This is a genomic window from Flagellimonas maritima (genome assembly GCF_003269425.1).
GTDB lineage: Bacteria > Bacteroidota > Bacteroidia > Flavobacteriales > Flavobacteriaceae > Flagellimonas > Flagellimonas maritima.
The window spans coordinates 2,552,306-2,568,933 of record NZ_CP030104.1 but is presented as its reverse complement, the minus strand read 5'-3'; the positions used below and the strand labels follow the sequence as shown (position 1 = coordinate 2,568,933).

The window sequence follows — 16,628 nt, the reverse complement described above, 5'->3', positions numbered from 1 at the left end:
TTGATTAAAATTTAATCTACTAAATCTTCCAAGGTCTTTATTTCAAGTAGCCCGTCTTCTATTTTAAGAAGCTGTTCTTCTAATATTTTGACCGTAGCAATGGGTAGGTCATGTTTAAGGACTTCTCTATATTCCTCAACGGCAGATTTCTCACCTCTTATGGATTCCTCCAGCATAGATTCATCATCAGCTGCTGAAAACAATGCCTTAACATCCATCCATGTTCTGTGGGCGGTTCCTGTCAAGCTGCCGCTATCTTCGGCATCCTCTCCCATATAGTTCACCTCTTGTTTTAGATCATGAGTAAATTTCTGCCTTTCTGTTGCTTTTTCCTTAAAATAATTTTTTAGCCCATTAGAATCAGCGTTTTCTGCCGCTTTTTCAAAACCTTTTTGTGCATCGATATTTTTTTCGATGATGTCGTTCAACTTGTCCGTGATCTCTTCTGTGTAATTGCTCATCTTTTTTCTTTTAAATTAATGGTCTCAATATGAGGTTTCATTAAAATTACGATTGCAGCTTCCCAAGAATTAACGCTATGGGACAAGAACTTGACCCAATTAAAAATCACATACATATTTAACCTTAGCTTAACAACCTGAACTTAAATAATTTGACGATGGCATCACCTATAAAGCACTTCACTAAACTGATGACGATCTCCGATCAATTATTTTTAATTTAAATTCGAACAAAATAGATTTTATGGAAAAGTGGTTCAATGCTTCACTTCAAGAATTAACGGCAATAAGCCTAACGGCAATAGGTATATATTTAGCTGTAATGCTACTGACCCGTATTTCGGGAAAGCGTAGTTTTTCAAAAATGTCAAGTTTTGATTTTGCAATGACCGTTTCCATAGGTTCAATCGTAGCTACGGCTATAATCTCTAAATCTGTGAGCCTGCTATCAGCGATTATGGGATTGACAATGGTCTATGCGCTCCAATTGTTTGTTGCAACATTAAGAAACGTAGAATTTATTAGGAATATGGTTGACAATAAACCCCTTTTATTGATGGATGGAAATAAAATCTTGGAAGAAAATCTTAAAAAGGCCAAAGTCACCAAATCTGATTTAATTGCTAAGCTTAGGGAAGCCAACGTGCTGCAGTTTAAGCATGTAAAAGCGGTGATATTTGAATCGACCGGGGATATATCGGTCCTTCATTCAGAATCTGATACCCAACTTCACGATGTATTACTGGAAGGCGTCAATAGAGATTAAAGACCTTGGATTTAATATTTATTTTGATAAATACTGAAAAAGTGTTCAAAATAAAAATATTGATTTTCAAGATTTGAAAAGTCCATATCTCAACTTAATCTGTTGGGATACGGACTTTTATCAATTGATGATATTAAAGGGAGATTAATAATCCTTCATTTTTTCCTTTCTTTTTCTTAGCTGCCTTTCCAAATCATTGACAGATTCGGAAATAGAACTCTCAAAGTTATCATGGGAAGCCTCCGCAAAGAGCCTTGGGCCTGGAAGGCTCAATCTAATATTGCAAATTTTCCCGGTTTCATCCGAAGAGGTATTTTCTTCTTTAAAAAAAACATCTCCCCTATGCACCATCTGATATTTATCCTGAAGTTTTTCCAATTTTTCCTTTGCGATTGATTCCAATCTATCGCTCTGCGCTATATCGTGATACTCAAATATTATCTGCATTTGTTCAAATTATATTTTACTGTTTACCATCCAATTGATTCCAAAGTGATCCGTACATCTTCCAAAGTATCCCCATTCCCTTTCTCTAAAGTTGTGGTGTACCTGACCATTTTCAGAAAGCTTTTTAAAAAGTGATTCGGCTTCGTCCCTGTCATCAACATCCACGCTCATATGTATCTGGTTTCCATGGTTTATTGGTGTATCAGGAGCCGCGTCATACGCCATAAATGAAACACCCTTACCCTTTAATTCGGCATGTTGCAATCTTTTTCGATACGATGAAGGAACATCAATTTTTTTATCCTCATAGGTTTGTCTGTTATTGATCGATGCATCGAACAGGTTGGCATAAAAATTAAGTGCTTCCTGGCAGTTGCCATCAAATGCCAAATATGCTTGTACTCTCATATATCTTCTTTTTTTTTAAATTTTAAGTATAAATCTATTTTGTTGTCCGTAAAAACATGATCAAATTTTAATCTTCAACATACTTTCACTATCTCAAATTAAAGGATTATTCTTTCGAAGCAGTGACGTAATTAAAGTATTGTTTGATGCATTTACCCTCCTGGGAAATCATATAAAAAATATGCATAAAATGATTGATAATTCATATACGGATATTCTTTAAGTCAAAATGAGAAAATAAATAAACCCGTATCTTAACCGCTAGATTAAAAACAACATAATATCTTCCAAATACAATTCATCCTCATGAAACGAAACAAAACACGCACAAACTTATTTTTTTACTCCGTAATATTCTTTTGTTGTATTACGGGCATTTCCCTTAATGCCCAAATGGAGACCAAACTCATGCACCAACCTGCATTGAGCGATACCCATATTGCATTTATTTATGCCGAAGATCTTTGGATTGCCAATAGGGATGGTTCCAATCCAAAACGTCTTACTATAGATGAAGGGATCGAGTCCAATCCCATATTCTCGCCAGATGGCAGCATGATCGCATTTAATGCGGAATATGATGGCAATATGGATGTGTTCATCATACCATCAAAAGGTGGTATACCAAAAAGATTGACCTGGCATCCGTATAACGATTTTGTACGGGATTTTACTCCAGATGGGAAAAAAGTCCTCTTTGCATCACAACGAAATTCACATACAAACAGATATCTTCAACTTTACACGGTACCAATAGGTGGAGGTGCCACCTCACAACTTGATATTCCCAATGCATTCTGGGCCACGTATTCCGATGATGGTAGCCATATGGCCTACACGCCCATTTTTGATGCCTTTAACCAATGGAAGCATTATCGGGGCGGGCGTATATCACGAATTTGGGTCTACAATACCGAGAATCATAAAGTGGACGAAATTCCGAAGCCCAATGGAGGAAGCAACGATACCCAACCCCAGTGGATAGGCGAAAACGTGTACTTTAGAAGCGACCGTGATGGAGAGTTTAACCTATACAGTTATAGTACCGGCACCAAAACAGTCAAAAAACATACTGATTACAAAGATTTTCCTGTCATCAATCCCAAAGCGTACAAAACTGACATTATCTATGAACATGCGGGAACGTTACATATTTTTGACACGGCTTCTGGAACCGACAAAAAACTGACCATAACCATTACCACCGACCTTTTGGAATTGCGTGAGCGTTTTGTTTCCGGTAAGGAGTATGTCCGCTCAGCTACGGTTTCCCCTTCTGGTGCAAGAGTGGTTGTCGACTTTAGAGGAGATATCGTTACCGTTCCCGCAGAAAAGGGAGATGTTGACAACATTACACAAACGACCGGAACGCACGAAAAATTCCCAAAATGGTCCCCAGATGGTAAATCCATAGCCTATTTTTCCGATGCTTCAGGCGAATATGCCATGCATGTACAAAATGTAGATAACGGTTCTGTTAAAGAAATTCAATTACAAGGAACGGGATTTTATGCAAACATACACTGGTCTCCAAACAGTAAGAAAGTAAGCTATGTGGATAATGGGCGTAATTTATTCATTACCGATATAGCTTCTAAAAAAACCATAAAAATCGCTCAGGACGACCTCTTTGTTCCTGGTGATATAAGGGATCTCTTTAGCGATTGGTCCTTTGATTCCAATTGGATTGCCTATACAAAGGTAATAGCCACCAATTTTGAGAAGGCCTTTCTATATTCCTTATCGGAAAACAAATCCTATGAGCTTACGGACGGACTTTCCAACGTAACGAGCCCCATTTTTGACCCAAGCGGCAAATACGTTTATCTTTTAGCGTCGACCGATGCGGGACCCGTGGTCAATTGGTTCGATCAATCCAATATCGATAAGGTATTAACAACATCCATATATGCAATAACGCTTCAAAAAGAGGTAGTATCCCCTTTGAAGAAACAGAACGACATCGAAAAAGGTGAAGAAAAAGAAGAAACCAAAGAAAAGGATAGCTCAAAAAAAAATAAACAAAAAGTCGAAGCCCCTAAAACATTATTTATCGATTGGGAAAACATTGAGAATAGAATGATTGCCCTTCCCGTAAAAGCAGGGGATTACAGTAAACTTGGCTCGGTCAAAGAAGGGGAACTCTACTATATATCTTCTTCATTTGACACTTCAGAATCATACCTCAACAAATTCACCTTCGATAAAAGAGAATCAGAGGAATTGATGCCGCTAAACAGCTATCAAATTGCTGCGGGCGGAAAAAAGATGTTCTACAACAATAAAGGTTCTTGGTTTGTTTCGGATATCGGTAAAAAATCTGAAGAAGCCCCTATCAATTTAGATGCCATTTCCATAAAAATTAATCCTGTTGACGAATGGAAAAACATCTTTCACGAAGCATGGCGCGTAAACAGGGATTACTTCTATGACCCTGGAATGCACGGGGTTGATTGGAACGCCATGAAAACAAAATATGAGCCTTTCATACAACATGCGGCCAGCAAACAAGATCTGTATCGTGTAATGCAATGGATGTTCAGTGAATTGGCAGTAGGGCATCATCGTTTTGGTAGCCGTGGGGACGAAATGAACGAACCGGAAGAGATTCCTGGGGGACTTTTGGGCGCCAACTATACCATTAAGAACAATCGCTATCAGATAAGCAAGATCTATGGTGGACTCAATTGGACACCTGATTTAAGGTCGCCACTTACTGAACCGGGCATTGACGTAAACGTAGGTGACTATATCATCGCAGTGAATGGGAAAAATGTAACGGGCACGGACAATCTTTACAGCTTTTTTGAAAATACGGCAAATACATTGGTTGATTTAAAAGTGAGCAAAAATGCGGACGGCACAAATTCCAGAACATTCAAAGTAACTCCCTTGGCCACCGAATGGGCTATCAGAAATCGGGACTGGGTGGAAGGCAATATGAAAAAAGTGCACGAGGCTTCCAATGGAGATGTTGCTTATGTGTACGTTCCAAATACCACCACAGCTGGATTTGAATATTTTAAGCGCTACTTTTTTCCTCAAGCAGATAAAAAAGCTATCATAATTGATGAACGTTATAATGGTGGAGGCTCTTTGGCAGATTATTATATCGATATCTTAAAACGTCCTGAACAGGCATACTGGAACTTTAGGTATGGACAGGATTTGAAATCACCAAGCGCGTCCATTCAAGGCCCAAAAGTGATGATTACAGATGAAACCGCTGGTTCTGGAGGCGATTATCTTCCTTGGATGTTCAGAAAATTCAAAGTTGGGACCATTGTAGGGAAACGTACCTGGGGCGGTCTTGTTGGTGTATTGGGGTATCCAGAATTTATAGATGGCGGTGTAGTCACAGCACCAAACCTGGCATTTTATACCAAAGATGGATTTAGAGTGGAAAATGAAGGTGTAGCCCCGGATATTGAAGTGGAACAACTACCTGAACTTGTTATAAAAGGTCAAGATCCCCAGCTGGAAAAGGCGATTGAAATTGTTTTAAAACAATTAAAGGAAAATCCACCAAAGCAAATGGAGCGACCTGCTTATCCAATTAAAACAAAATCTTAAAAGTGAATAACTTCTAAAATAAATGGCCTGAAAACATAATGTTTTCAGGCCTTATTTCTATTCGTGACCACGGTAGGATTCAAACCTACGACCGCTGGAGCCGAAATCCAGTGCTCTATTCAGCTGAGCTACGTGGCCTTAATCTTATGAACTCAATTTAGTCCTTACTATCGTTGAAATGGTCTTTCCATCCGCCTGACCGGCCAATTCTTTGGAAACGATTCCCATCACTTTTCCCATGTCCTGCATTCCGGAAGCTCCGATATTGTCAATAGTCTGTACAACAACCTTCTCGATTTCTTCCTCGGTAAGCTGTTCGGGCAAAAACTTCTCAATTACCGCAACCTGAGCCAATTCTGGAGCGGCCAGGTCATCTCTTCCCTGTTCTGAGAAAATTGCTGCACTATCCTTTCGTTGTTTTACGAGTTTTTGTACCAATTTTACTTCATCCTCTTCAGAAAGTTCTCCTCCACTCCCTTTATCGGTCTTTGCCAATAATATAGCGGATTTTATGGCACGTAATGATTCCAATGCAACGGTATCTTTCGCTTTCATTGCAGCTTTCATCTCTGTCATTACCTGTTCCTGCAAACTCATTTTCTTTTTATTTTGGGCTGCGAAGATAAAAAAATAAACCCGAAAGTCTTAACTAACGGGTTTAAGCTTCCATCTAAAATGGATTTCTATTTAAACACTACTAATCAACATTATCGTGCAAAAAGGAATTGTTGGAACGCAGTTGCAAGTCATCATTACTGTCCTCGCTAAGGGTTGTTCTAGAGACTTTTTGTTCTTGTGGAGTATCGTCCAAATCAACACCTTGCCTTTTATAAGCCGGTTGCTTTTCTATTTCCTCAATATTATTTCTATTGTTCTGAAACTTATAGTTGAAGTTTTTAAGTTTTTTTCTTCTCTCGTCAGCTCGATCTTTTAATAAATCATTTATAGAGCTGTTGAAAGGATCTATACTATCTACAGAATTTTCGCCTCCTGTATTGGCCTCTACATCAATTGTTTTCTTTTCAAAGACCAGTTCATCTTCTACTACTTTGGGCTCGTGGGTTTCAGCTACGGACCTGGCTCCTGTCAATTTAGTTTCCAGCTCCATGTATTCTTCAAGATTGTAGCGTGTTTCATTTTCCTTGCTATATTCCAGTACAGGTTTTACCTCAACATATTCTTTTACATCCATATCGCGCACATCTTCATCCAAATCAAAAGTAATGGTGTGTTCTTTTTCATCGGATGTTTCGGTGTTGTTCAAAGGCATGTCGAAAGTAAGGGCAAACTGATCTTCTTCAGCTTTTGCAGAAACCTCTTCTGGATCTATCACATCCATATCATTGATTACTTTCTTCGCTTCTATGATAACAAAATCATCCTGAATACCTTCGGGAACTACTTCTTCATAGAAAATATTGAAATTTCTTATATAGTTCGTAGTTGGGATTAGGTCAATCTCTTCTATTGGAACTTGCACTACTTCCTCTACTTCTTCCATATTAAGTGTGTGCTTTACTATTTCAGGTTCTGTTTCCACAATGTTCTTTTCAACATTGATTTCTTGAATCAATGTTGTATCGGTATCCAGTTCCTGCTCGGCAGTCTGCTCATCTTCAAGCGTGTAAAAAACTTTTTTTGTTTCTGTATTTACAATATCGTCCTGTTGATCTATGTTAAAACCTGTGGCAATTACGGTAACTGCAATGGCATCGCCCAGATTTTCATCTTCACCCACACCCATAATGATATTGGCTCCATGACCTGCTTCAATTTGAATATAATCATTGATTTCCCCAATTTCATCAATGGTGATTTCTTGAGTACCGGAAACAATAAGTAACAATACGTTCTTGGCCCCATTTATTTTATTATCGTTCAATAATGGTGAATCCAATGCTTTCATGATTGCCTCTCCCGCTCTTGCCGAACCGGATGCAGCGGATGAGCCCATGATTGCCGTTCCACTGTCTGACAATACGGTTTTGGCATCCCTAAGATCAATGTTTTGAGTGTAGTGATGTGTTATTACTTCTGCAATACCCCTAGCAGCAGTCGCCAAGACTTCATCAGCTTTTGAGAAGCCAGCTTTAAACCCGAGATTACCATAGACTTCCCTTAGCTTATTGTTATTGATTACAATCAACGAGTCCACATTGGAACGCAGTTTTTCTATTCCCAGTTGTGCTTGCTTATTACGCATAGCACCTTCAAATTGAAAAGGAATAGTGACGATCCCTACGGTAAGCACATCCATCTCCCTTGCAATTTTGGCAATTACTGGAGCTGCCCCTGTTCCGGTTCCACCACCCATACCGGCAGTAATAAAAACCATTTTTGTAGTTTGCTCCAACATGGTCTTCAACTCTTCCATGCTCTCTATAGCGGCCTGTTCACCTACTTCGGGATTTGCACCTGCGCCAAGTCCTTCGGTAAGGGATACGCCCAACTGAATTTTATTGGGCACAGGACTATTCTGCAAGGCTTGGGCATCGGTATTGCAGATTACAAAATCCACTCCATTGATACCAGCTTGAAACATGTGATTGATGGCATTGCTGCCACCACCGCCAACTCCTATTACTTTTATTACGTTGCTCTTGTTTTTGGGAAGATCAAAAGAAATGTTGTCAAATTCGGTGTTTTTACTCATGATTCTATTTGTTACTTATTAGGGTATGCTTTAAATTTTATTCTGCGTTGTCCAAAAATTCTTTTAATTTTTCGGACCATTTATCAAAAATTGATTTCCTTTCTTTAGTGGACATCTTGGTACGTTGGCTAGTCACATTTTCTTGTCCTACCAAGACCTGTTCTTCTTCGGGAATCTCTTCTTTTAAAACAGGTTCAACAGATTCGGTTTCTAGGGCGTTCATCAAAAGACCTACAGCAGTTGCATATAAAGGACTAGCGATTTCTTCTTCTGAATCTCCCGCCAAGTGTTCATTGGGGTATCCAATACGGGTATCCATGCCGGTAATGTATTCAACCAACTGTTTTAAATGCTTTAGCTGGCTTCCTCCGCCAGTTAGGACAATCCCTGCAATGAGTTTCTTCTTTTGATCTTCATGACCATAGTTTTTAATCTCCACATAGACCTGCTCCACAATTTCCACAACTCTAGCGTGAATGATCTTGGAGAGATTTTTTAATGTGATCTCTTTTGGTTCCCTGCCTCGCAGCCCTGGTATTGAAACAATCTCATTATCTTTATTTTCACCTGGCCATGCCGAACCAAATTTTATTTTCAACAATTCGGCTTGCTTTTCTATAATGGAACAGCCTTCTTTGATATCCTCGGTAATTACATTGCCGCCAAAAGGTATTACAGAAGTATGACGAATTATACCATCCTTAAAAATGGCCAAATCCGTGGTTCCGCCACCTATATCAATTAGTGCGACACCAGCCTCTTTCTCTTCTTGGCTCAAGACAGCCTCAGCGGACGCTAATGGCTCCAGGGTAATATTTGCAAGGTCCAATCCAGCACTTTTAATGCATCTACCAATATTTTTTATGGATGATACCTGCCCAACAACTACATGGAAATTGGCTTCCAAACGTCCGCCGTACATTCCTTTGGGCTCTTTGATTTCAGCTTGGCCATCCACTCGGTATTCTTGGGGCAGAACATGAATGATTTCTTCCCCTGGAAGCATGACAAGTTTGTATACTTGATTACAAAGTTTTTCCAGATCATCATCATTGATCACCTCTTCAGAATCTGGTCTGGTAATGTAATCACTGTGCTGAAGGCTTCTTATATGCTGCCCTGCAATACCCACAACTACGGAGCCAATCTTTAGACCAGCATCCAACTCCGCCTGTTCTACAGCTTGCTGAATAGAGGAAATGGTTTGCGTAATATTGTTTACCACGCCCCTATGTACCCCCAAGCTTTTGGATTTTCCCGTTCCTAAAATCTCAATTTTGCCATACTCGTTTTCTTTACCAATGATCGCCACGATCTTGGTGGTTCCGATGTCCAATCCAATTGAATAATTACCCTGTTCCATATGTTATATTTTGGTGCAAACCACTTGATTGTCAAATTCCAAACTCACTACTGCGTAATCCTCCAAAGAATTATCTTTAACGGCTTTCGCATAAAAGGCCATAAAATTTTTAAATTTCTCGTTCAGGTTATCAACGCCGCCCAGATTCACTACAAAGTTTTCCAAACGGAACTTTAGTTGATACTTTCCCTCTTCTTCAATATGTATTCCGATGACGTTTTTCCTAAGAAAATCATCTTCGTTGATATAATTTAAAATCGTGTAGGCATCCTCAAGGCTCTTGCCCGTGATTTTACCCGTTATTATCGGAACTCGTGCCGAGTGATTTTTGGATAAAGGCATACGTTCACCCAAGTCATCCAAATAAAATTTAGAGACTCCTTCTACTCTTCCAATTGGTTTACGCTGAACGATCTTTGTGATAAGCTCTCCATTTACAGTAAGATAGACCTGGGCGTTTTTAACCATATCGTTGGACAGAACGACTTCCTCTATGGTATTCAAAACTAATTCTTCTTTAGTCCTGTTTTTTACTGTACCATAATTTTGTATTAACAATTTATTAACTGACGTTTCTGTTAGATATAAGTTATTGTCTCCCAAAAACTTAATCGAAACATCGACCACTTTTTTATTTTTACTTCTAAAATCTGCAAAACCATAAAGCCCTACTATGGCTATGGCCAGAAAAGATAGTTTTATGTAATTCCAGTTAACTCGCATAAGCCAATTCTCTTTTTATTTTGGGAACTTCCAGACCAATATCACCTGCTCCCATCGTTACCAATACTTCTGCTTTACATTTTTTGATTTCGGCTATCAATTCTGATTTGGAAATCAACTTTTTTCTTTTGTTATCTATTTTATCCAGTAACCAATCAGAAGTAATTCCCTCAATTGGTTCTTCCCTTGCAGGATATATCTCAAGCAATAAAATCATATCAAATTGTGAAAGACTATCCGCAAAATCCTCGGCAAAATCTCTCGTTCTGGAAAACAGATGAGGTTGAAAGACCGCTGTTATCGACTTTTTAGGATGCATTTCTTTTATAGCTTGATATACAGCGTTGATTTCTGTTGGATGGTGTGCATAATCATCGATGAAAACAAAGTCTTTTTCTTTAATTTGGTATGAAAACCTTCGTTGTACTCCCATAAATGTTCCCAAAGCATTGGCCAACTCCTGCATTGGAAAATTTGCCTCTGCGGCCATTGCAAAAGCTACCAATCCATTGAGTAGGTTATGTCTTCCAGGCTTGTTGAAGCAAACCTCTTTAAGAACTCCTTTTGGAGTAACCAGATTAAAAATGTAAGTGCCATTTTCAACTGAAATGTCTTCGGCACGAAAATCTGAATCATCTTCAATTCCGTATGTGACACCCTCCAAAGCCAATCCATTTTTGATAAATAGAACTCCTTCCGGTTTTAGCCTTTTTGTGAAATCCTTGAATGATTTTTCCAATTCCTCACCATTACCATATATATCCAAATGATCGGCATCCAAAGAAGTTATGCATGCAACATTCGGTGAAAGCTGAAGAAATGAGCGGTCAAACTCATCTGCCTCTACCACTGAATATTTTGTACCTTTAAGTACAAAATTGCTATTGAAATCTTCAGAAATCCCTCCTAAAAAAGCGGTAAAAGGAACGTCACATTCTTTGAGCAAATGTGCCAAAATGCAAGAGGTTGTAGTTTTGCCATGAGTTCCTGCCACCGCAAAACAAAAGGAATCTTTAGTTATGATTCCTAATACTTCAGACCGTTTTTTGATTTCAAATCCTTCGTTCAGGAAAAAATTCAGTTCAGAATGTGTAGAAGGTACCGCAGGTGTATAAACCACCAAAGTATTTTCTTTTCGTTTGAAATTTTCTGGAATTGAATCCATTGAGTCTTCAAAATGAACCAATATTTTATTCTTGATAAGTTCGTCCGTTATTGGTGAGCTTGTTCTATCGTAACCGGAAACATTCTTGTTGATGAATTTAAAATAGCGTGCCAATGCGGACATACCTATACCTCCTATACCTATAAAATAGACGTTATGTATATCCTTCAAATTCATTTTAACAGCTTTTCAATTTCATCTACTATATGTTCTGTTGCCTTTGGCATAGCCAACTTCTTGATATTTACACTCAATTCATTCTGAAGTTCCTCGAAAATCATTAAATCAATAAAAGTCTTTTCGAATTCTGCATCCAACATAACTTCCTTAATCATTAATGCCGCTTTCTCAGAAACCAAAGCTTCAGCATTTTTTGTTTGATGATCTTCAGCAACGTTTGGTGAAGGGATAAAGAGAACCGGTTTTCCCACAATACAGAGTTCCGATACGGATCCTGCCCCAGCTCTGGAGATAATCAAATCCGCAGCAGTGTAGGCGTAATCCATGCGATTTAAAAATGCCAATACCTTCACTGAACCAGAATCGTGTATTTTATACGCTTCAAAATAAAGCTTGCCACATTGCCAGATAATTTGAACATCTTGATCTTTAAAAAAGTCCAACTCTTTTTCAATCAATTGGTTCACCCTTCTTGCCCCTAAACTTCCACCTATTACGAGCACTGTTTTTTTATCTTCTTGCAAGCCAAAGAAATCATTTGCTTCCTTCTTACCTACATTTAAGTCTACCAAATCAGAGCGAACGGGATTACCCGTTTTGACTATTTTATCCTTTGGAAAAAAGCGTTCCATACCATCATAGGCTACGCAAATACGGTTTGCTTTTTTGGCCAACAACTTATTTGTAATGCCCGCAAAAGAATTTTGTTCCTGCAACACGTACGGAACGTTTGAATTTGAAGCCACTTTCAACAATGGTCCACTGGCAAACCCACCCGTGCCAATAGCAACATCAGGGTTAAATTGTTTCAATATTTTTCTCGCTCTTAACAAACTACTTATCACTTTTGATGGGAACATCAAATTGCCCAATGTCAGCCTACGTTGTAATCCACTTATCCAAAGTCCTTCTATTTTATACCCAGCCTGTGGCACTTTTTCCATTTCCATCCTATCCTTTGCTCCAACAAACAAAAAATCTGCGTTCGGAAACCGTTTTTTCAGCTCATTGGCTATAGCAATAGCTGGATATATATGCCCTCCAGTGCCTCCTCCAGAAAGTATGAATCTATAGTTGTCCACTCAATACTTCTAAAGGATTACTTTCATCTATATTATAGGATTCCTCCTCTAAATTTTCTTTTTTGTTGCTTGCGCTCAATATTATCCCGATTGCCATACAAGTCATCCAAATTGATGTTCCACCCATACTGATCAAAGGCAATGGCTGGCCCGTTACCGGAAATAATTGTACCACAACTGCCATATTGATAAAGGCTTGAAATACAATGGGCAGACCCACGCCAATAACCAACAGTTTCGAAAAAACGGTTTTTGCGGAATTGGCAACTACCACAATCCGGAAAAGCAACAATAGATAGAAGAACAATAGTGCTCCGCCGCCCAAAAGACCATATTCTTCTATAATAATGGCAAAAATGAAATCTGAAGTACTTTGTGACAACATGTTCTTTATTACACTTTTACCTGCACCCTTACCTACGATTCCACCTTCTGCAATGGCGATTTTTGCTAGCGTTAGTTGATGCAAATCATCTTTCCCAGCTTTTTCCGGACTCCAAAACGTTTCTATTCTTGATTTCCAGGTCCCTGCTCTTTGCGGTAATATTTCTGGGGCCTTGAAAAGCACGAACAAAAACATTCCAGAGATTACTATCCCTGTTCCTACCATGGCAAACAAATATTTTAACGGATATCCTCCAAGAAAACAAAGCACCATCACTAAGAAGCAAATGATTGCAGCAGTGGAAAAATTCTCCGGTAGAATTAACAAAACGACCAAAGCTGTCGGTAACCACAAAGGCAATATGCTTTCCTTGAATGTTATGGATACGTCCTTGATTTTTGTGAGGTACCGTGCAATCCAAAGCATCAATACCACAGATGCCAAGGTCGAGGTTTGGAAGTTCACCCCTACAAAAGGAATCTTAATCCACCGGTTTGCCGTTACTCCTCCAATTCTAGTTTCAACTGTTAAGGTATAGGCTAAAAGAATTAAAACAATCGGTAATGCGATTATGGAAAGCCCCTTAAAATAATGCGTAGGTATACGATGTACGGCATAAATGATTCCGAAACCTAAAAACAACAATACAGCATGTTTGACCAAATGTCCAAACGTAGTGCCATCATCGTTCACATAAACCAGATTGGTACTGGCACTATATACCGGCAAAAAAGAGAAAAGTGCCAAAAGGGCCACTACGCCCCATATGGCTTTATCACCTTTCAAATTTTTAAATAGTGCCAACATTGCTTACAAGTTTTTGATTGCTCTTTTAAATTGATTTCCTCGATCTTCATAGTTTTCAAAAAGATCAAAGCTTGCACAAGCCGGGGACAATAACACTGAATCGCCTCTTTCAGAAATCTTATACGCGACTTTCACAGCTTCTTCCATCGAATAGGTTTCCACAATTAAATCGATTACATTTCCAAAGGCCTCCTTTATTTTGGAGTTATCCATTCCCAGACATACTATGGCCTTTACTTTCTCTCTCACCATCGGCATTAATTCTTTGTAATCATTGCCCTTATCAACTCCACCGACTATCCAAACAATAGGTTTTTTTATGCCATCCAGTGCGTAATAGGTTGCATTTACATTGGTTGCTTTGGAGTCATTTATGTATTCCACATGATTAATTTTCAACACCTTTTCCAATCTATGCGGAACTCCTTGGAAGGTTTGAATACTCTGGCGAATAGTTTCCTTTCTAACATTGACCAATAAGGCTGCAAGACTTGCCGCCATGGTATTTTTTACGTTGTGTTGGCCTTCAAGTGCCAATATATCTCTATTCATTTCCAAGGTTTTATTTTCTATGTTCATTTTAATCGTTTCATTTTCGAGCCATGCTCCTTCTTTTTGTTTTTCCTTTAGTGAAAAAGGAACCAATTTGGATTGAACCGGATGTTCTTTCAGCCAGTTTTGAATCACTTTATCATCAGCATCATAAATTAAATAGTCGTTCTCATCTTGGTTCATCGCTATACGAAACTTTGATGCGATATAGTTTTCAAACTTATAATCGTAACGATCTAAATGATCTGGCGTAATGTTGGTAATCATGGCTACATGTGGTTTAAAGTCCACAATGCCATCTAATTGAAAACTGCTGATTTCCAGTGTATACACATCATATTCCCGCTCAGCTACCATTTTAGCATAGCTATCACCAATATTACCTGCTACGGCAACGTTCAACCCACCTTCCTTCATGATGTGGTAGGCCAATGTCGTTGTCGTCGTCTTCCCGTTGCTTCCAGTAATGCCTACAATTGTTGCATCTGTATATTTTGATGCAAATTCAATCTCAGAAATGACCGGAATCCCTTTTGCCATCAATTTTTCAACCAAAGGAATCTTATCAGGTATCCCTGGGCTTTTCATGACAACATCTGCGTTAAAAATCTTAGCCTCCGTATGCTGGGCGGACTCCCATTCAATCTCAAAATGTTCAAGAACTTTTATATATGCTGGTTTTATTTCTCCTTTATCAGAAACAAAAACTTCAAATCCCTTCTTCTGTCCCAAAATGGCCGTTCCTACGCCACTTTCTCCTCCTCCAAGAATTACCAAGCGATCCATCTATCTCACTTTTAAGGTGACAATGCTTATAATCGCCAGCATAATCCCAATAATCCAAAATCGAGTTACTATCTTACTTTCGTGGTACATTCTCTTCTGATAATGATGATGCAACGGTGCCATTAGGAATATGCGTTTTCCTTCTCCATATTTCTTTTTTGTATGTTTAAAATATCCCACTTGCAACATCACTGAAAGTGATTCGGCAAAAAAGATTCCGCATAAAAGCGGTATCAACAATTCTTTTCTTACGATTATTGCGATTACAGCGATTACCCCTCCAATAGTGAGGCTACCGGTATCACCCATAAAAACCTGAGCGGGATATGCATTGTACCACAAGAACCCAACCAGTGCACCAACGAATGCAGCGATAAATACCAAAAGTTCCCCTACTCTCGGGATATAAAAAATATCGAGGTAATCTGAAAATTGAATATTTCCCGAAACGAGGGCAAAAATTCCCAAGGTCAAAACAATGATCGCTGAAGATCCTGCTGCTAGGCCATCTATTCCGTCTGTTAGATTAGCACCATTCGAAACAGCAGTTACGATTAAAATAACCACTGGGATAAAAATTAACCATGCGTAGTCTTCAAGCCCATCTCCTGCCCAAGAAATCCATTCGGTGTAATCAAGCTCGTTGTTTTTAAAAAATGGTACATTGGTACGCAATGCTTTGGTTTCTTGCCCAAAGACCGTCTCCACTTTAAAATTTTCATTTATTCTGGTGGTATCTTTATCTTTTATAGTCACATCAGGATGGAAATAGAGAACAGCCCCTACTATTAATCCCAATACAACTTGCCCCAGTATTTTAAATTTTCCCTTTAAGCCTTGCTTGTTCTTTTTAAATATTTTAATGTAATCATCCACAAACCCAATGATTCCCATCCAAATGGTTGTAATGATAAGGAGAATGATATAGATATTTTTGATATCGGCAAAGAGCAATACCGGTAAAAGTGTTGACATGATAATTATAAGCCCTCCCATTGTTGGCGTTCCGGCTTTCTGCTGTTGACCCTCCAATCCTAAATCACGAATGCTTTCCCCAATTTGCTTTTTCTGTAGAAATAGGATAATCCGCTTTCCATATACCATGGCTATCAATAAAGAGAACAGTACAGCCATACCAGACCTAAATGTCTGGAACTGGAACAATGATGCTCCTGGCAATTGGTACTGTTTTTCTAAAAACTCGAACAAGTAGTATAACATTCTTCTTTTTAGCTATGAGATTTTAGAATTGGGATTTTAGAATCTGGAAACAGGTC

Annotated in this window: 14 protein-coding genes and 1 tRNA gene; 2 read left to right on the top strand and 13 right to left on the bottom strand. The window is 38.7% G+C overall.

Annotation, left to right across the window (positions count from 1 at the left end; all coding sequences use genetic code 11):
• Window positions 1-11: 11 nt before the first annotated feature.
• Complete coding sequence (locus tag HME9304_RS11340; protein ID WP_112378709.1) at window positions 12-461, bottom strand: ferritin-like domain-containing protein; 450 nt, start codon at window positions 459-461, stop codon at window positions 12-14.
• 244 nt (window positions 462-705) lie between these two features.
• On the opposite strand from HME9304_RS11340, the gene HME9304_RS11335 reads away from it, so the two are divergent.
• A complete protein-coding gene (locus tag HME9304_RS11335) occupies window positions 706-1,227 on the top strand; it encodes a DUF421 domain-containing protein (RefSeq protein ID WP_112378708.1) in 522 nt (173 codons plus the stop codon).
• A 144-nt stretch (window positions 1,228-1,371) separates the two neighbouring features.
• On the opposite strand, the gene hpf is transcribed toward HME9304_RS11335, so the two are convergent.
• Both hpf and HME9304_RS11325 read right to left on the bottom strand, forming a co-directional pair.
• Window positions 1,372-1,674, bottom strand: coding sequence for a ribosome hibernation-promoting factor, HPF/YfiA family (hpf, locus tag HME9304_RS11330; RefSeq protein WP_112378707.1), 303 nt, complete (start codon window positions 1,672-1,674; stop codon window positions 1,372-1,374).
• Window positions 1,675-1,683: 9 nt separating this feature from the next.
• Window positions 1,684-2,082 carry a VOC family protein gene (locus HME9304_RS11325; protein WP_112378706.1) on the bottom strand — a complete coding sequence of 133 codons (399 nt, stop codon included), beginning with the start codon at window positions 2,080-2,082 and terminating at the stop codon, window positions 1,684-1,686.
• Window positions 2,083-2,388: 306 nt separating this feature from the next.
• Between HME9304_RS11325 and HME9304_RS11320 the strand changes: the two genes are divergently transcribed.
• The gene (locus tag HME9304_RS11320; protein ID WP_112378705.1) at window positions 2,389-5,655 is read left to right on the top strand and encodes a S41 family peptidase; all 3,267 of its coding nucleotides are present in this window, start codon (window positions 2,389-2,391) and stop codon (window positions 5,653-5,655) included.
• A 64-nt stretch (window positions 5,656-5,719) separates the two neighbouring features.
• On the opposite strand, the gene HME9304_RS11315 is transcribed toward HME9304_RS11320, so the two are convergent.
• The 10 genes from HME9304_RS11315 to mraY form a co-directional block, all read right to left on the bottom strand.
• Window positions 5,720-5,793: transfer RNA gene (locus HME9304_RS11315), tRNA-Arg, on the bottom strand.
• Window positions 5,794-5,799: 6 nt separating this feature from the next.
• On the bottom strand, window positions 5,800-6,252 hold the full coding sequence (locus HME9304_RS11310) for a GatB/YqeY domain-containing protein (RefSeq protein ID WP_112378704.1): 453 nt from the start codon (window positions 6,250-6,252) through the stop codon (window positions 5,800-5,802).
• Window positions 6,253-6,352: 100 nt separating this feature from the next.
• The gene (ftsZ, locus tag HME9304_RS11305) at window positions 6,353-8,308 is read right to left on the bottom strand and encodes a cell division protein FtsZ (RefSeq protein ID WP_112378703.1); all 1,956 of its coding nucleotides are present in this window, start codon (window positions 8,306-8,308) and stop codon (window positions 6,353-6,355) included.
• A gap of 37 nt (window positions 8,309-8,345) precedes the next feature.
• Window positions 8,346-9,671 carry a cell division protein FtsA gene (gene ftsA / locus HME9304_RS11300; RefSeq protein WP_112378702.1) on the bottom strand — a complete coding sequence of 442 codons (1,326 nt, stop codon included), beginning with the start codon at window positions 9,669-9,671 and terminating at the stop codon, window positions 8,346-8,348.
• 3 nt (window positions 9,672-9,674) lie between these two features.
• Window positions 9,675-10,394: a cell division protein FtsQ/DivIB gene (locus HME9304_RS11295; RefSeq protein ID WP_112378701.1), complete on the bottom strand. Its 720-nt coding sequence runs from the start codon at window positions 10,392-10,394 to the stop codon at window positions 9,675-9,677.
• On the bottom strand, window positions 10,384-11,736 hold the full coding sequence (gene murC / locus HME9304_RS11290) for a UDP-N-acetylmuramate--L-alanine ligase (protein WP_112378700.1): 1,353 nt from the start codon (window positions 11,734-11,736) through the stop codon (window positions 10,384-10,386). The genes HME9304_RS11295 and murC overlap by 11 nt, the downstream gene beginning before the upstream one ends.
• Entirely contained in the window at window positions 11,733-12,821 is a 1,089-nt protein-coding gene (murG, locus tag HME9304_RS11285) for an undecaprenyldiphospho-muramoylpentapeptide beta-N-acetylglucosaminyltransferase (protein ID WP_112378699.1), read from the bottom strand. The genes murC and murG overlap by 4 nt, the downstream gene beginning before the upstream one ends.
• Window positions 12,808-14,013, bottom strand: a complete 1,206-nt coding sequence (locus HME9304_RS11280; RefSeq protein ID WP_112378698.1) for an FtsW/RodA/SpoVE family cell cycle protein — start codon at window positions 14,011-14,013, stop codon at window positions 12,808-12,810. The genes murG and HME9304_RS11280 overlap by 14 nt, the downstream gene beginning before the upstream one ends.
• Before the next feature lie 3 nt (window positions 14,014-14,016).
• Complete coding sequence (gene murD, locus HME9304_RS11275; RefSeq protein WP_112378697.1) at window positions 14,017-15,351, bottom strand: UDP-N-acetylmuramoyl-L-alanine--D-glutamate ligase; 1,335 nt, start codon at window positions 15,349-15,351, stop codon at window positions 14,017-14,019.
• Window positions 15,352-16,572: a phospho-N-acetylmuramoyl-pentapeptide-transferase gene (gene mraY, locus HME9304_RS11270; RefSeq protein ID WP_112378696.1), complete on the bottom strand. Its 1,221-nt coding sequence runs from the start codon at window positions 16,570-16,572 to the stop codon at window positions 15,352-15,354. It lies immediately after the preceding gene.
• Between the last annotated feature and the right edge of the window lie 56 nt (window positions 16,573-16,628).